The sequence below is a fragment of the Leifsonia sp. NPDC077715 genome (assembly GCF_040686855.1).
In the GTDB taxonomy this organism is placed as follows: domain Bacteria; phylum Actinomycetota; class Actinomycetes; order Actinomycetales; family Microbacteriaceae; genus Leifsonia.
Window position 1 is genome coordinate 809,210 of the sequence record NZ_JBFBOG010000003.1, and the last position, 15,463, is coordinate 824,672.

Consider the following 15,463-nt stretch of genomic DNA (forward strand, 5'->3'; position numbering starts at 1 on the left):
ACTAAGGAGATCAGACACTTGTCACCGGTGGAGATCACCCCGGAGTTCAACCCGCTGCGGTTGCCCTCCGACCGCCGACTGAATCGCATCGCGGGGCCCAGCAGCCTCATCATCTTCGGAGTGACGGGTGACCTGTCGCGCAAGAAGCTGATGCCCGCGGTGTACGACCTCGCGAACCGCGGCCTGCTGCCGCCCGGGTTCTCCCTCGTCGGGTTCGCCCGGCGCGACTGGGAGGACCAGGACTTCGAGAAGGTCGTCTACGACGCGGTCAAGCAGTACGCCCGTACGCCGTTCGACGACGACGTGTGGCAGCAGCTCGCGCAGGGCATCCGGTTCGTACCGGGAGAGTTCGACGACGACGATGCGTTCCGGCGCCTCAAGGAGACCGTCGAGCAGCTGGACGCGGAGCGCGGAACGATGGGCAACCACGCGTTCTACCTGTCCATCCCGCCGAAGGCGTTCCCGATCGTCACCGAGCAGCTGAAGCGATCCGGCCTCGCCGACCAGTCCGGAGAGGGCTGGCGGCGCGTCGTCATCGAGAAGCCGTTCGGGCACGACCTGCAGTCCGCACGCGAGCTGAACGCCGTCGTCGAGACGGTCTTCCCGCCCGACTCGGTGTTCCGCATCGACCACTACCTCGGCAAGGAGACGGTCCAGAACATCCTGGCGCTGCGCTTCGCGAACGAGCTGTACGAGCCGATCTGGAACGCCAACTACGTCGACCACGTGCAGATCACCATGGCCGAGGACATCGGCGTGGGCGGCCGTGCCGGGTACTACGACGGCATCGGAGCGGCGCGCGACGTCATCCAGAACCACCTGCTCCAGCTGCTCGCGCTCACCGCGATGGAGGAGCCCATCTCGTTCAACGCGGCGGACCTGCGCGCCGAGAAGGAGAAGGTGCTCGCCGCCGTCCGGCTGCCGAAGGACCTCTCGAAGTCCACGGCGCGCGGCCAGTACGGCAGCGGCTGGCAGGGCGGCGAGAAGGTCGTCGGCTTCCTCGAGGAGGACGGGATGAACCCGCACTCCACAACGGAGACCTATGCGGCCATCAAGCTGGAGATCGGTACGCGCCGCTGGGCGGGCGTCCCGTTCTACCTGCGCGCGGGCAAGCGCCTGGGCCGTCGGGTCACCGAGATCGCCGTCGTGTTCAAGCGGGCTCCGCAGCAGCTCTTCGCGGAGTCGCAGACCAGCGCGCTCGGCCAGAACGCCCTCGTCATCCGCGTGCAGCCCGATGAGGGTGTGACCATCCGCTTCGGCTCGAAGGTCCCCGGCGCCGGCATGCAGGTGCGCGACGTGAGCATGGACTTCGGCTACGGCCACGCCTTCACCGAGGCGAGCCCGGAGGCGTACGAGCGGCTCATCCTGGATGTGCTGCTCGGCGACCCGCCGCTGTTCCCCCGCCACGAGGAGGTCGAGCTGTCCTGGAAGATCCTCGACCCGATCGAGGACTTCTGGGCCACGCAGGGCCAGCCCGAGCAGTACCGCCCCGGAACCTGGGGCCCGAAGTCGGCCGACGAGCTCCTGGAGCGCGACGGCCGCGTTTGGAGGCGTCCATGATCGTCGACCTTCCCGCGACGACCGTCAGCAACATCTCGAAGGCCCTGGTCAAGATCCGCGAGGAGGGCGGCGCCGTCGCCCTCGGCCGCGTGCTCACCCTGATCATCGCCACCCACCTCGGGCAGGAGGAGGAGGCCATCGAGGCCGCCAACGACGCCTCCCGCGAGCACCCGATGCGCGTCATCGTGGTCTCGACCGAGGAGGACGACGAGCGCAAGAAGGGCGACGCCCGCCTCGACGCGCAGATCCGCGTCGGTGGCGACGCCGGGGCCAGCGAGGTCATCGTGCTCCGCGCCTACGGCGAGACCGCGAGCGACGAGGAGGGACTGGTCACCGGCCTGCTCCTCCCCGACGCGCCGGTCGTGGTGTGGTGGCCAGGGGTCGCGCCTGAGAAGGCGTCCCACTCCCCTCTCGGCCGCATCGCGACCCGCCGCATCACCGACGCCTCCGCCCAGCCGAACCCGCAGGATTTCCTGTTCCACCTCGGCAAGACGTACGCGCCGGGCGACACGGACTTCGCCTGGACGCGCCTCACCCTGTGGCGCGCCCAGCTCGCGGCCGTGCTCGACCAGCCCCCGTACGAGCCGATCACCTCCGTCGAGGTGGCAGGCGCTGCGGACTCCCCGTCCACCCTCCTCCTCGCCGCGTGGCTGCGCCTGCAGCTGCAGGTGCCTGTGCAGTACGACCTCGCCTCGCGCAAGATCGGCTCCGGCGGCATCCACGGCGTGAAGATGGAGCGCGCCTCCGGCGAGATCGAGCTGGAGCGCGAGGTCCCCAACGTCGCCCGCCTGTCGCAGCCGGGACAGCCCACCCACGATCTCGCCCTGCCACGCCGCAACCTGCGCGACTGCCTGGCCGAGGAGTTGCGTAGGCTGGACCCGGACGACCTCTACGGCGAGGTGATCACGAAGGGTCTCGCACTGCTGGAGACCGCTGACGAAGGAGCAGGCGCCAGGGCATGACGAACGAACGGCGGGTGCTCGTTCACCCGGACAAGGAGGCTCTGGCCGCGTCGGTGGCCGCGCGCTTCCTCACCAAGACGATCGACATCCTCGACGACCTCGGCCGTGCGAACATCGCGCTGACCGGGGGCACGATGGGGATCGCGGTGCTGGAGGCGGTCAACGCCTCCCCCGCCCGCGACACCATCGACTGGTCGAAGGTGCACTTCTGGTGGGGAGACGAGCGGTTCGTGCCGCGGAACGACCCCGACCGGAACGAGCGCCAGGCGCGCGAGGCCCTGCTGGACCACATCGCGGTGCCGCCGGAGAACGTCCACCCCTTCCCCGCATCCGACGAGATCGCGGACATCGACGAGGCGGCACGCGTGTACGCGGCCGAGCTCGAGGCGTTCGGGCACGAGGACTGGCCGGTGCCGAAGTTCGACATCACGTTCCTCGGCGTCGGCCCCGACGGGCACATCGCGTCGCTGTTCCCCGACCGCGCGGGCATCCGCGAGGAGAAGGCGTCGGTCATCGCCGAGCGCAACTCCCCGAAGCCGCCGCCGCAGCGGCTGAGCCTGACGCGCCCGGTGATCAACTCCTCCGACCGCATCTGGCTGGTGCTCGCCGGCAGCGACAAGGCGAGCGCCCTCGGCCTCGCCCTCGCGGGCGCGAGCTACACCGAGGTGCCGGTCGCGGGCGCCAAGGGCCGCAAGCGCACCGTGTTCTTCGTGGACAAGGATGCGGCGGTCGACGTGCCCGAGAACCTGATCGCGCCGTCGTACTGATCTGCACGACACATGAAGGCCCCGTCGGTCCGCCGACGGGGCCTTCATCGTGTGCGCGATAGCGACTGCGGCGATTCGTAACATCTGCGGCGACGCGCGCACGCGCAGACGTTACGTGAAGCCGCAGACGCGGATGCTTCGCGAGGGCGTCACGCGGAGCCGCGCACGCGCTCACGCAGGGTCGCGAGGCGGGCGGCCGGGGCGCCGGTGAGCGGGCCGCGGCTGCGGATGGCGAGGCGATCCCGTTCGGGCGGGCGGATGCCGCGGCCGAAGGCGTGCGTCAGCAGGTGCAGGTAGAACGCGAGCAGCCGCGACGCCTCGTCTCTGACGTCGGTCTGCGCGGCGGGCAGGTCGAGTTCGTCCACCCAGCGCTGCAGCTCGGCGAAGGCGACACGGAGGCGCAGGCAGCGACGCGCCTCCCCGCTGCTCAGGGGTTCGCCGTCCTCGTGGCGGGTGAGCAGCGCCTCCGCCTGCTCGGCGCGATCCACGGCCTCGTCGAGGAGCGCCACCAGGCTGAGCCGCCCGACCTCGTCCCCGAGCGCGCGGGAGGCGGGCATCCGATCGTCGGCGGGTCCGCGCATCTGCCACCTCCTGCTGTGGCACGCAGTCTAGCCGGACGACGAAGGCCGTCCACCCATCGGGTGAACGGCCTTCGTGCGAGAGTCGCGTCAGTTCGTGGTCGGACGACCGCGGCGGGCGCGCAGCTGGTTGAGGGCGTCTTCGAGCAGCTGCTCGGCCTCCTCCTCGCTGCGCCGCTCCTTCACGTACGCGAGGTGCGTCTTGTAGGGCTCGGTCTTGGCGACCGACGGCGGGTTCTCCTTGTCGCGGCCGGCCGGCAGACCGGTCGACGGCGAGTCGATGACGTCGGGGATCTCCTCCTCGGGGAGGTTCGCCGCGAAGTAGCGGACGGTCTCGTTGCCGAGAGCGTCCCAGTACGAGATGGCGATGCGCTCCGCGTGGAAACCGCGGTCCTGCTCCCCCATGGGGCCCGCGCCGACGCGCGAGCCACGGATGGCACTTCCTCCGGAAGCCATAGTGTTCCCCTTCCCAGCGCTCAGGCGCTGAACTTGGTGATCAGGCCGAGGACCACGATGCACGTGATCCAGATGAGCCCGAGAATGACCGTGATCCGGTTGAGGTTGCGCTCAGCGACACCGGATGCGCCGAGGTTCGAGGTGACGCCGCCGCCGAACATGTCGGAGAGGCCACCGCCGCGGCCCTTGTGCAGCAGGATGAGCAGCGTCAGCAGGAGGCTGGTGATGCCCAGCAGCACCTGCAGGACGACCTGGAGAATGAGCACGGGGAACCTTTCGGGAAGCGTCCGGGCCGAGCCCGGGGAAAACCAACGACCAGTATAACTCGCGGGCCGCTCAGAGGCCGACGTGCTTCTGGTACCGCACGATCGCGGCGAACTCGTTGACGTCGAGGCTCGCACCGCCGACCAGCGCGCCGTCCACGTTGGGCTCGCGCATGAAGCCGGCGATGTTGCCCGACTTCACCGATCCGCCGTAGAGGATGCGGGTCTTGGCGGCCACGTCGTCCCCCAGCACGTCGGCGATCACCGCGCGGAGCGCGGCGCAGACCTGCTCGGCCTGCTCGGGTGTCGCCGCCTGACCGGAGCCGATCGCCCAGACCGGCTCGTAGGCCACCACGATGTCGGCGGCCGAGTCGACCTTCGACAGCGCGGCGCGTAGCTGCGCGACAGGAACGGCGCTCGCGCCGTGGACCTCGAGGTCTTCCGCCGTCTCGCCGACGCAGATGATCGGCGCGATGTTGTGCTTCAGGGATGCGGCCACCTTCGCGGCCACCTGCTCATCGGTCTCGCCGTGCAGCGTGCGGCGCTCGGAGTGGCCGATGATCACGTAGCGGGTCTCGAGCGCCTCCAGGAAGGCGGCGGAGATCTCGCCGGTGTACGCGCCGGACTCGTGCTCGGAGACGTCCTGGCCGCCGAAGGCGAGCGGGAGCTTGTCGGCTGAAATCAGCGTCTGCACGCTGCGGAGGTCGGTGAACGGCGGGAAGACCGCCACCTCGACCGCGGAGAAGTCGTGGTTCGCGTCCTTCAGCGTCCATGCGAGCTTCTGCACGAAGGCGATCGCCTGGAGGTGGTCCAGGTTCATCTTCCAGTTGCCGGCGATGAGCGGCACACGCCGCACCGACGGGCTCACTGCTGCCATCCGAGGACCTCCAGTCCGGGGAGTCGCTTGCCCTCGAGGAACTCGAGGCTCGCGCCTCCGCCCGTCGAGATGTGACCGAACTGGTCGTCGCGGAAGCCGAGCGCACGGACCGCCGCGGCCGAGTCGCCGCCGCCGACGACGCTCAGGCCGTCGACCTCGGTCAGCGCCTGGGCGACCGCCTTGGTGCCCGCCGCGAACGGCGCGAGCTCGAACACGCCCATCGGACCGTTCCAGAACACCGTCTTGGCGCCCCGGACGTACTCGGAGAACAGCTCGGCGGTCTCGGGGCCGATGTCGAGCCCGAGGCCCTTGTCGCCCCACTCGGTGTCCTCGATCGCGTCGATCGGGCGCACCACGTGCTCCGCGTCGGCGCCGAACTTCGACGCCACGACAACGTCGCGCGGCAGCACCAGCTCCACACCCAGCTCCTCGGCCTTCGCCAGGTAGCCCTTCACGGTGTCGATCTGGTCGGCCTCCAGCAGGCTGGATCCCACCTTGTGGCCCTGCGCCGCGAGGAACGTGAACAGCATCCCGCCGCCGATGAGCAGCGAGTTCACCTTCGGCAGGAGGTGGCCGATGACGCCGAGCTTGTCGGAGACCTTCGACCCGCCGAGCACGACCGCGTACGGGCGCTCGGGGTTCTCGGTCAGCCGGTCGAGCACGTCGAGCTCCGCCTGGATGAGCGTGCCCGCCGCGCTCGGAAGCAGCTGCGCGAGCTCGTAGACGCTCGCCTGCTTGCGGTGCACGACGCCGAAGCCGTCGGACACGAAGGCGTCGCCGAAGGCGGCCAGCTTCTCGGCGAACGCCTTCCGCTCGGCGTCGTCCTTCGCGGTCTCCCCCGGGTTGAAGCGGAGGTTCTCGAGCAGGGCGACGTCGCCGTCCTTCAGGCCGGCCACCGCGTCAGCGGCGCCGCCGCCGACAGTGTCCTTGGCGAAGGTCACCGGCTTGCCCAGCAGCTCGGAGAGCCGCTGGGCCACCGGCGCCAGGCTGTACTTCGCGTCGGGCGCGCCCTCGGGGCGGCCCAGGTGGGAGATGACGACCACCTTCGCGCCCTGGTTGATCAGGGCGTTCAGGGTGGGAATCGACGCTCGCACACGGCCGTCGTCGGTGATCTTCGAGCCCTCCAGGGGCACGTTCAGGTCACAGCGAACGATGACGCCCTTACCAGCAAGGGAGTCCAGCCCGGCGAGCGAACCGAGTGCGTCGAGTGTGCGGAGCGTCACGTCGGTTCCCTGTCGTTAGAGGCGCTCGGCCACGTACTCGGTCAGGTCGACGAGACGGTTGGAGTAGCCCCACTCGTTGTCGTACCAGCTCGAGAGCTTGACCTGGTCGCCGATGACGCGCAGCAGACCCGAGTCGAAGATCGAGGAGTGCGGGTCGGAGACGATGTCGCTCGAGACGATCTCGTCCTCGGTGTACTTGAGGATGCCCTTGAGCGGACCCTCGGCGGCCTTCTTGTAGGCGGCCTTGACCTCGTCGACGGTGACCGGGCGAGAAGCCGTGACGGTCAGGTCGGTGATCGAGCCGGTGGGCACCGGCACGCGGAGGGCGAAGCCGTCGAGCTTGCCCTTCAGCTCCGGGAGAACCAGGCCGATGGCCTTCGCGGCACCGGTCGAGGTCGGAACGATGTTGATCGCGGCGGCGCGGGCACGGCGGAGGTCGGAGTGCGGGCCGTCCTGGAGGTTCTGGTCGGCGGTGTAGGCGTGGACCGTGGTCATCAGACCGCGCTCGATCCCGAACTCGTCGTTGAACACCTTGGCGAGCGGCGCGAGGCAGTTCGTGGTGCACGACGCGTTGGAGATGATGTTGTCGGTCTCCGGGTTGTACAGGTGCTCGTTCACGCCCATGACGAAGGTGGCGTCCTCGCCCGTCGCCGGAGCGGAGATGATGACCTTCTTGGCGCCGGCCTGGAGGTGCTTGCGCGCATCGTCGGCCTTGGTGAAGCGGCCGGTCGACTCGATGACGATGTCGACGCCCAGCTCGCCCCAGCCGAGGTTGGCGGGGTCGCGCTCCTCGAGGACCTTGATCGGCTTGCCGTTGACGACGATGTTGTCGCCGTCGAGCTCCACGGTGGCGTCGAGACGGCCCGTGATGGAGTCGTACTTGAGCAGGTGCGCGAGCGTCTTGTTGTCGGTGAGGTCGTTCACCGCGACGATCTCGAGGTCGCTGCCCTTCGCGAGGGCGGCGCGCAGGTAGTTACGACCAATGCGACCGAACCCGTTGATTCCGATCTTTACGGACACAGATGTCTCCAGTTACTCGATGGGCGCCGGACGGCGCACTTTGGTGGGTGGTTGTTGCGGACGTCGGCGTCCCGGGAGGCTCCCTCCCGGGACGCCATCCTGCCTACGACAGTAGCAGCAGACCCGCGGTCTTCTCGCGCGCCCGGAGGAAGCGGTCGTTGACGTCGCCCCAGTTGGTGATGTTCCAGAACGCCTTGACGTAATCCGCCTTCACATTGACGTAGTCGAGGTAGAAGGCGTGCTCCCACATGTCGAGCATGAGGAGCGGGACGGTCGCCGCGGCGAGGTTGCCCTGGTGGTCGTACAGCTGCTCGATGATGAGCTTCTGGCCAAGGGAGTCCCACACGAGGATCGACCAGCCGGAGCCCTGGATGCCGAGCGCCGACGCCGTGAAGTGGGCGCGGAACTTGTCGAACGACCCGAAGAACTCGTCGATCGCGGCCGCGAGCTCGCCGACCGGCTTGTCGCCGCCGTCCGGGGAGAGGTTGTTCCAGAACACGGTGTGGTTGACGTGGCCGGCGAGGTTGAACGCCAGGTCCTTCTCGAGCTTGTTGACGTAGGTCAGGTCGTCGGCGTCGCGGGCCTCCGCGAGCTTCGCGAGGGCGGTGTTGGCGCCGTCCACGTACGTCTTGTGGTGCTTGTCGTGGTGCAGCTCCATGATCCGGCCGCTGATGTTCGGCTCGAGGGCCGAGTAGTCGTACGGCAGGTCAGGCAGCGTGTAGTCAGCCATTACTCATCTCCACTTGTGGTTGGGGTTCGACGTTTGAAAACTACACCTCGTCCAGATCGGCCGGGAGGCTCGCCTCCGTACCCGGGATGCCCAGGTCGGAGGCGCGCTTGTCGGCCATCGCGAGGAGGCGGCGGATGCGGCCGGCGACCGCGTCCTTCGTCATCGGCGGGTCGGCGTGGTGGCCGAGCTCGTCGAGGCTCGCGTCGCGGTGGGCGAGGCGCAGTTCGCCTGCGTACTGCAGGTGCTTCGGCACGTCGGGGCCGAGGATCTCGAGCGCGCGCTCGACGCGCGCGCAGGCGGCGACGGCGGCCTGCGCGGAGCGGCGCAGGTTGGCGTCGTCGAAGTTGACGAGACGGTTGGCGTTGGCGCGCACCTCGCGGCGCTGGCGCAGCTCCTCCCAGTTGGCGACGGTCTGCGCGGCGCCCATGGCGACGAGCATCGCGCTGATCGCCTCGCCGTCGCGGATGACGACGCGGTGCACGCCGCGCACCTCGCGCGCCTTCGCGGCGATGCCGATGCGGCCGGCGGCGCCGACGAGGGCCATCGCGGCCTCGTTGCCGGGGCAGGTGACCTCCAGCGCGGCCGAGCGGCCCGGGTCGGTCAGCGAGCCGCTGGCGAGGAACGCGCCACGCCACACGGCCGCGAGCTCTTCCCGCGACCCGGTGGTGAGCCGGTTCGGGAGGCCGCGGATCGGGCGGCGGCGGGCATCCAGCAGGCCGGTCTGGCGGGCCAGCGTCTCGCCGCCGTCGAGCACGCGGACGAGGTACTGGCTGGTGCGGCGGACGCCGGAGGGCGAGGTCACCGACACGTCGCTGCGGACGCCGTACAGCTCCGCGAGGTCTTTCCGGACGCGCCGGGCGAGCTCGGGCGTGTCCAGCTCGCTCTCCACCGCGATGCGGCCGCCGATGAGGTGCAGGCCGCCCGAGAACCGGAGGATGGTGGCCAGCTCTGCTGCCCGGACGGTGGTCTTGCCGACCTCGACCTTCGTGAGCTCGTCCTTGACGTCGGCGGTGAGAGCCAATCGGATTCCTTACTGTCTCAAGGCGGGGTGGTGCCGTGGATGGATGGGCCGGGATCATTCACGGCCGAGGTCGCGGTGTTTGGTGTTCACCGCCAGACCGGGGAAAGTGCGCAACCGTGCCGCGAGCTCTTCCGCAATCGCGACGGACCGGTGCTTTCCGCCAGTGCAGCCTATCGCGATCAGCGCGTGGCGTTTGTTCTCGCGCTGATAGCCGGCGACGATCGGCTTCAGGGCGGCCATGTAGCCCTGGATGAACTCGGCGGCGCCGTCCTGGGTCAGGACGAAGTCGCGGACGACCTCCTCGAGGCCGGTGTGCGGCCGGAGCTCGGGGTTCCAGAACGGGTTCGGCAGGAAGCGCGCGTCGGCGACCATGTCGGCGTCGGCGGGCAGCCCGTACTTGAAGCCGAAGCTCATCACGGTCACCTGGACGTCGGCCGCGTCCTCTGCCGCGAACGTGTCGGTGATGTTGGTGGCCAGCTGATGGATGTTGAGGTCGGTCGTGTCGACGATGATGTCGGCCGCCTCGCGGATCTCGCGCAGGCGCGTGCGCTCGGCGTTGATGCCGTCGAGGATCGTGCCGTCGCCCTGCAGCGGGTGCGGGCGCCGCACCTGCTCGAAGCGGCGCACGAGCACCGCATCCGACGCCTCGAGGAACAGCACGCGCACCTTGGTGCCCTCGCGCAGGCTCTGGATCATGTCGCGCAGGTCGACGAAGAAGTTGCGGCCGCGCACATCGACCACCGCGGCGATGCGCGGCAGCCCGGACTCGGCGCGGTTCGCCAGCTCGACCAGCGGGCGGAGCATCTGCGGGGGCAGGTTGTCGACCACGTACCAGTCGAGGTCTTCCAGCGCGTTGGCGACCGTCGAGCGGCCGGCGCCCGACATCCCCGTGACGATGAGCACTTCCTGCTGCTCTGCGCTTGCGTTCGTCTCACCGTCGGTGGCCATCGACCGGTCTCCTCCGCTTTCCTGCTGTGCCTCCAGCCTAGCGACTGCTGTCCACCGGTTGGCCGTCCTGGGGCTGCGCATCCGGTGCCGAGGCGCCGTCGGCCAGCCGCTCGTACACGGCGGCCGCGAGCCGGGGCCCGACGCCGCGGACCTCGGCGATCTGCTCGGGCGTGGCCTTGCGCAGCTGGGCGACGGAGCCGAAGTGCTTCAGCAGCTCCTTGACGCGCGACGGACCGAGGCCCGGGATCTCACCCAGCACGGTCCCGATGTCGCGCTTGCGACGCGCGCGCTGGTACGTGATGGCGAACCGGTGCGCTTCGTCGCGGAGACGCTGGATGAGGAACAGCGCATCGCTGTTCCGCGGCAGGATCACCGGGAAGTCGGAGTCGGGCAGCCAGATCTCCTCCAGCCGCTTCGCGATGCCGGCGAGCTGGATGCCGGTGACGCCGGACTCGTCCAGCGCCCGCTTCGCGGCGGCGACCTGGGGCTGGCCGCCGTCGACGATCAGGAGGTTCGGCGGGTACGAGAACTTGCGACGGCGGCGCTCTGCCGCGTCCTCGACGACCTCGTCGGCGCCCGCGGCCCCTTCGGCGTCCAGGGCGGTCTCTTCGTCCAGCGTCTCGACCACGGCCGCCGGGGTCTCCTTCAGGTACGCCAGCCGTCGGGAGATCACCTGGTAGATCGACTCCGTGTCGTCCGTCGACTCCGGGATGCTGAAGCGGCGGTACTGGTCCTTGCGGGGCAGGCCGTCCTCGAAGACGACCATCGAGGCGACGATGTTGGTGCCGCTGAGGTGCGAGACGTCGTAGCACTCCATCCGGAGGGGCGCGTCGGTCATCCCGAGCGCGTCCTGGATGTCGTTGAGAGCCTTCGAGCGCGCGACGAAGTCGGAGCTGCGGCGCGTCTTGTAGAGCACCAGCGCGTTCTTCGCGTTCATCTCGACGGTCTGGGCGAGGGCGGCCTTGTCGCCGCGCTGCGCGGTGCGGAGCGACACCCGGCCGGTCAGCCGCCCGCGCGGGGCGGACGGGTCGGGCGTCTCACGACGGCGCTGGGTGAGCCATTCGTCGAGCTCTGCGGTGTCGTCCGGAAGCTCGGGCACCAGGATCTCGCGCGGCGGCGCATCCGGGCCGTCGTAGGCGTTCTGCACCACCGTCTCGACGAGCTCGCCGAGGCCCATGTCGAGCTCCTTGTCGACCACCCAGCTGCGGACACCGCGCACACGACCGCCGCGGACGAGGAACTGCGTCACCGCGGCGGCGAGCTCGTCGTGGGCGATGCCGAACACATCGGCGTCCACATCCTCCGGCAGCACGACAGCGCTCTTGCCGAGCACGCCCTCCAGCGCCTGGATCGCGTCCCGGTGACGGGCCGCGGACTCGTAGTCCATCGTGCTCGCCGCCTGCTTCATCTTGTCGTTGAGGTCGCGCAGGTAGCCGCTGTCGTTGCCCGCCATGAAGCTGGCGAAGTCGATCGCCAGCGACTTGTGGTCCTCCGGCGAGATCCGCCCGACGCAGGGCGCTGCGCACTTGCCGATGTCGCCGAGCAGGCACGGCCGTCCGGTGAGCTCGGCGCGCCGGTAGACCCCGTCGGAGCAGGACCGCATCGGGAACGCCTTCAGCATCAGGTCGACCGTCTCGCGGATGGCCCAGACCTTGGTGTACGGGCCGAAGTAGCGAGCGTCCTTGATGTTGCGGTTGCGCGTGATCATCACCCGCGGGATGCGGTCCCCGAGGGTCACCGCCAGGTACGGGTACGTCTTGTCGTCCCGGAACTTGACGTTGAACGGCGGGTTGAACTCCTTGATCCAGGTGTATTCGAGCTGCAGCGCCTCGTACTCGGTGCCCACCACCGTCCACTCGACGCTGGACGCCGTGGTCACCATCCGCCGGGTGCGCTCGTGCAGGCTCCGCAGGGGCTGGAAGTAGTTGCTCAGCCGCGCGCGCAGGTTCTTCGCCTTGCCCACGTAGAGCACGCGCCGGTTCTTGTCACGGAACCGGTACACCCCCGGCTGGGTCGGGATCTCGCCGGCCTTCGGCCGGTAGCTGACGGTGTCGGCCATCCCTTACGCAGCGCCCCGGGCGGACTCGCCCTGCAGGATCTCCTTGAGGAAGAACCCGGTGTGGCTGCCCGGCGTCTCGGCCACCTGCTCCGGAGTGCCCGTCGCGATGACCTCGCCGCCGCCGGCGCCGCCCTCCGGCCCCATGTCGATGATCCAGTCGGCCGACTTGATCACGTCGAGGTTGTGCTCGATCACGATCACGGTGTTGCCCTTGTCGAGCAGCCCGTTCAGCACGAGCAGGAGCTTGCGGACGTCTTCGAAGTGCAGACCCGTGGTCGGCTCGTCGAGCACGTACACGCTGCGGCCGTTGGAGCGGCGCTGCAGCTCGGTCGCGAGCTTGACGCGCTGCGCTTCACCGCCCGAGAGGGTCGTCGCGCTCTGGCCGAGACGGACGTACCCGAGGCCCACGTCGACCAGCGTCTGCAGGTAGCGGTGGATGGCCGAGATCGGCTTGAAGAACTCCGCGGCCTCGCTGATCGGCATGTCGAGCACTTCGGCGATGTTCTTGCCCTTGTAGTGCACCGACAGGGTGTCGCGGTTGTACCGCGCTCCCCCGCAGACCTCGCACGCGACGTAGACGTCCGGCAGGAAGTTCATCTCGATCTTGATCGTTCCGTCACCCGAGCACGCCTCGCAGCGTCCGCCCTTGACGTTGAAGCTGAACCGGCCGGGCAGATAGCCGCGGGCCTTCGCCTCCGGCGTCTCGGCGAACAGGTTCCGGATGCGGTCGAAGACGCCCGTGTAGGTCGCCGGGTTGGAGCGCGGGGTGCGGCCGATCGGCGCCTGATCGACGTGCACGACCTTGTCGAGGTTCTCGAGCCCGGTGATCGTGCGGTGCTTGCCGGCCACCTTGCGAGCGCCGTTGAGCTTGTTGGCCATCACCCGGTAGAGGATGTCGTTGACCAGCGATGACTTGCCGGAGCCCGAGACGCCCGTCACGGCGACGAACGTGCCGAGCGGGAAGTCGACCGTCACGTTCTTCAGGTTGTTGGCCTGCGCGTCGACGACGCGGATCATCCGCTTCTTGTCGATCTTCCGACGCTTCGCCGGAATGGCGATCTCGCGGCGTCCGGCCAGGTAGTCGCCGGTCAGCGAGGCGGTGTTCTTCAGCAGCTCGTCGTACGAGCCGGAGTGGACGACGTGGCCGCCGTTCACGCCGGCGCCGGGACCGATGTCGACGATCCAGTCGGCCGTGCGGATGGTGTCCTCGTCGTGCTCGACCACGATCAGCGTGTTGCCGAGGTCGCGGAGGGCGACCAGGGTGTCGATCAGGCGGCGGTTGTCGCGCTGGTGCAGGCCGATGCTCGGCTCGTCGAGCACGTACAGCACGCCGGTCAGGCCCGAGCCGATCTGCGTGGCCAGGCGGATGCGCTGCGCCTCTCCGCCCGACAGCGTGCCCGCGGCGCGGGCCAGGTCGAGGTAGCTCAGGCCGACCTGGATGAGGAAGTCGAGCCGGATCTTGATCTCGCGCAGCACCTGCGCGCCGATCTTCTGCTCGCGCTCGGTCAGGTGCAGCTTCTCCATGAACGCGCGGGCGTCGCTGAGGCTGAGCAGCGACGCGTCGGCGATGCTCTTTCCGTGCACGAGGACGGCCAGCACCTCGGGCTTGAGGCGCTTGCCGCCGCAGACCGGGCACGGCACCTCGCGCAGGTACTCCGCCCAGCGGGCGCGCTGCGTGTCGGTCTCGGCCTGGATGTACTGGCGCTCGATGTAGGGCACCACGCCCTCGAAGCCGGAGGTGTACGACATCTCGCGGCCGTAGCGGTTCTTCCACTTGACCTTGACCTCGAAGTTGTCGCCGTGGAGGACGGCGTCCTTCACGTTCTGCGGCAGCTTCTTCCACGGGGTCTTGAGCGAGAACTTGAGGTCGCGCGCGAGGCCGTCGAGCAGCTTCTCGTAGTAGTTGAACAGGCTCTTGCCCTGGCTCGTCCACGGCACGATGACGCCGTCGGCGATGCTGAGCTCGTCGTCGTCGAGCAGCAGCTCCTCGTCCACCGACATTCGGGTGCCGAGACCGGAGCACTCGGGGCACGCTCCGAACGGCGCGTTGAACGAGAAGGTGCGCGGCTCGATCTCGGTCAGCTGGATGGGGTGGCCGTTCGGGCAGGACAGCTTCTCGCTGAAGTTCTGCCACGCCGCCGCGCCCTCGCGGTCGACGTAGTTGACCTGCACCAGGCCGTCGGTGAGCCGCAGCGCCGTCTCGAGCGAGTCGGTGAGGCGGCCCAGGATGTCGGGGCCGGCGACCAGACGGTCGATGACGACGGAGATGTCGTGCTTGACCTGCTTCTTCAGCGTCGGCGGGTCGGACAGCTGGATCTGCTCGCCGTCGACCAGCGCGCGCGAGTAGCCGCTCGCCGCGAGCTCCTTGAAGAGGTCGACGAACTCGCCCTTCTTCTGCGAGACGACCGGGCTGACGACCATGTAGCGGGTGCCTGCCTCGAGCTCCATCAGCTGGTCGGCGATCTGCTGAACGGTCTGGCGCTGGATGCGCTCACCGCAGATCGGACAGTGCGGCACGCCGATACGCGCCCACAGCAGACGCATGTAGTCGTAGATCTCGGTGATCGTGCCGACGGTCGACCGCGGGTTGCGGTTGGTCGACTTCTGGTCGATCGACACGGCGGGGCTCAGACCTTCGATGAAGTCGACGTCCGGGCGGTCGACCTGGCCGAGGAACTGTCGCGCGTACGCGGACAGCGACTCGACGTAGCGGCGCTGACCCTCGGCGAAGATCGTGTCGAACGCGAGCGACGACTTCCCCGACCCGGAGAGTCCCGTGAAGACCACCATCGAGTCGCGCGGGATCTCGAGGTCGACGTTGTGGAGGTTGTGCACCCGCGCACCGCGCACGCTGAGGTGCGAGCCGGTCACCCGGCTGATGGTGCTGCCGATGTCGCCGTCCCCGTGCACCCGATCGTTGTTCACTCGCCCGCTGCTCACTCGCTCTATTCTCCGCCATCCGTCATTGTTCGAGGGGGCTGTTCGCCCACCGCGCACCG

Annotated in this window: 14 protein-coding genes; 3 read left to right on the forward strand and 11 right to left on the reverse strand. The window is 69.1% G+C overall.

The features are described from left to right. Positions 1 to 18 precede the first annotated feature (18 nt). The 3 genes from zwf to pgl are packed head-to-tail and all read left to right on the forward strand — an operon-like array spanning position 19 to position 3,289. Positions 19 to 1,560 carry a glucose-6-phosphate dehydrogenase gene (gene zwf / locus AB0P25_RS17755; RefSeq protein WP_363809113.1) on the forward strand — a complete coding sequence of 514 codons (1,542 nt, stop codon included), beginning with the start codon at positions 19 to 21 and terminating at the stop codon, positions 1,558 to 1,560. Beyond that, positions 1,557 to 2,522 (forward strand): glucose-6-phosphate dehydrogenase assembly protein OpcA, encoded by a 966-nt coding sequence (locus AB0P25_RS17760; RefSeq protein WP_363809114.1) that lies wholly within the window; start codon positions 1,557 to 1,559, stop codon positions 2,520 to 2,522. Before zwf ends, AB0P25_RS17760 begins: the two co-directional genes overlap by 4 nt. After that, positions 2,519 to 3,289, forward strand: coding sequence for a 6-phosphogluconolactonase (gene pgl, locus AB0P25_RS17765; RefSeq protein ID WP_363809115.1), 771 nt, complete (start codon positions 2,519 to 2,521; stop codon positions 3,287 to 3,289). The genes AB0P25_RS17760 and pgl overlap by 4 nt, the downstream gene beginning before the upstream one ends. A 149-nt stretch (positions 3,290 to 3,438) precedes the next feature. Here the strand turns inward: pgl and AB0P25_RS17770 are convergent, their stop codons facing one another. From AB0P25_RS17770 to uvrA, 11 genes are all read right to left on the reverse strand, one after another. Beyond that, entirely contained in the window at positions 3,439 to 3,870 is a 432-nt protein-coding gene (locus AB0P25_RS17770; protein ID WP_363809116.1) for a hypothetical protein, read from the reverse strand. A gap of 87 nt (positions 3,871 to 3,957) precedes the next feature. Next, on the reverse strand, positions 3,958 to 4,323 hold the full coding sequence (locus tag AB0P25_RS17775) for an RNA polymerase-binding protein RbpA (RefSeq protein ID WP_064109140.1): 366 nt from the start codon (positions 4,321 to 4,323) through the stop codon (positions 3,958 to 3,960). Between the two features lie 20 nt (positions 4,324 to 4,343). Further along, positions 4,344 to 4,589, reverse strand: a complete 246-nt coding sequence (gene secG / locus AB0P25_RS17780; RefSeq protein WP_018191139.1) for a preprotein translocase subunit SecG — start codon at positions 4,587 to 4,589, stop codon at positions 4,344 to 4,346. A 70-nt stretch (positions 4,590 to 4,659) separates the two neighbouring features. Beyond that, positions 4,660 to 5,463, reverse strand: coding sequence for a triose-phosphate isomerase (tpiA, locus tag AB0P25_RS17785; protein WP_363809118.1), 804 nt, complete (start codon positions 5,461 to 5,463; stop codon positions 4,660 to 4,662). Beyond that, complete coding sequence (locus tag AB0P25_RS17790) at positions 5,451 to 6,686, reverse strand: phosphoglycerate kinase (RefSeq protein WP_363809120.1); 1,236 nt, start codon at positions 6,684 to 6,686, stop codon at positions 5,451 to 5,453. The genes tpiA and AB0P25_RS17790 overlap by 13 nt, the downstream gene beginning before the upstream one ends. A 15-nt stretch (positions 6,687 to 6,701) precedes the next feature. Further along, the gene (gene gap / locus AB0P25_RS17795; protein WP_363809122.1) at positions 6,702 to 7,706 is read right to left on the reverse strand and encodes a type I glyceraldehyde-3-phosphate dehydrogenase; all 1,005 of its coding nucleotides are present in this window, start codon (positions 7,704 to 7,706) and stop codon (positions 6,702 to 6,704) included. A 103-nt stretch (positions 7,707 to 7,809) separates the two neighbouring features. Beyond that, entirely contained in the window at positions 7,810 to 8,436 is a 627-nt protein-coding gene (locus AB0P25_RS17800) for a superoxide dismutase (RefSeq protein WP_363809124.1), read from the reverse strand. Positions 8,437 to 8,476: 40 nt separating this feature from the next. Next, complete coding sequence (gene whiA / locus AB0P25_RS17805) at positions 8,477 to 9,457, reverse strand: DNA-binding protein WhiA (protein WP_363809125.1); 981 nt, start codon at positions 9,455 to 9,457, stop codon at positions 8,477 to 8,479. 54 nt (positions 9,458 to 9,511) lie between these two features. Then, positions 9,512 to 10,405 carry an RNase adapter RapZ gene (gene rapZ / locus AB0P25_RS17810; RefSeq protein WP_363809127.1) on the reverse strand — a complete coding sequence of 298 codons (894 nt, stop codon included), beginning with the start codon at positions 10,403 to 10,405 and terminating at the stop codon, positions 9,512 to 9,514. Positions 10,406 to 10,442: 37 nt separating this feature from the next. Then, positions 10,443 to 12,464: an excinuclease ABC subunit UvrC gene (gene uvrC, locus AB0P25_RS17815; RefSeq protein WP_363809128.1), complete on the reverse strand. Its 2,022-nt coding sequence runs from the start codon at positions 12,462 to 12,464 to the stop codon at positions 10,443 to 10,445. A 3-nt stretch (positions 12,465 to 12,467) separates the two neighbouring features. Further along, complete coding sequence (gene uvrA, locus AB0P25_RS17820; RefSeq protein ID WP_363809345.1) at positions 12,468 to 15,374, reverse strand: excinuclease ABC subunit UvrA; 2,907 nt, start codon at positions 15,372 to 15,374, stop codon at positions 12,468 to 12,470. Positions 15,375 to 15,463 lie beyond the last annotated feature (89 nt).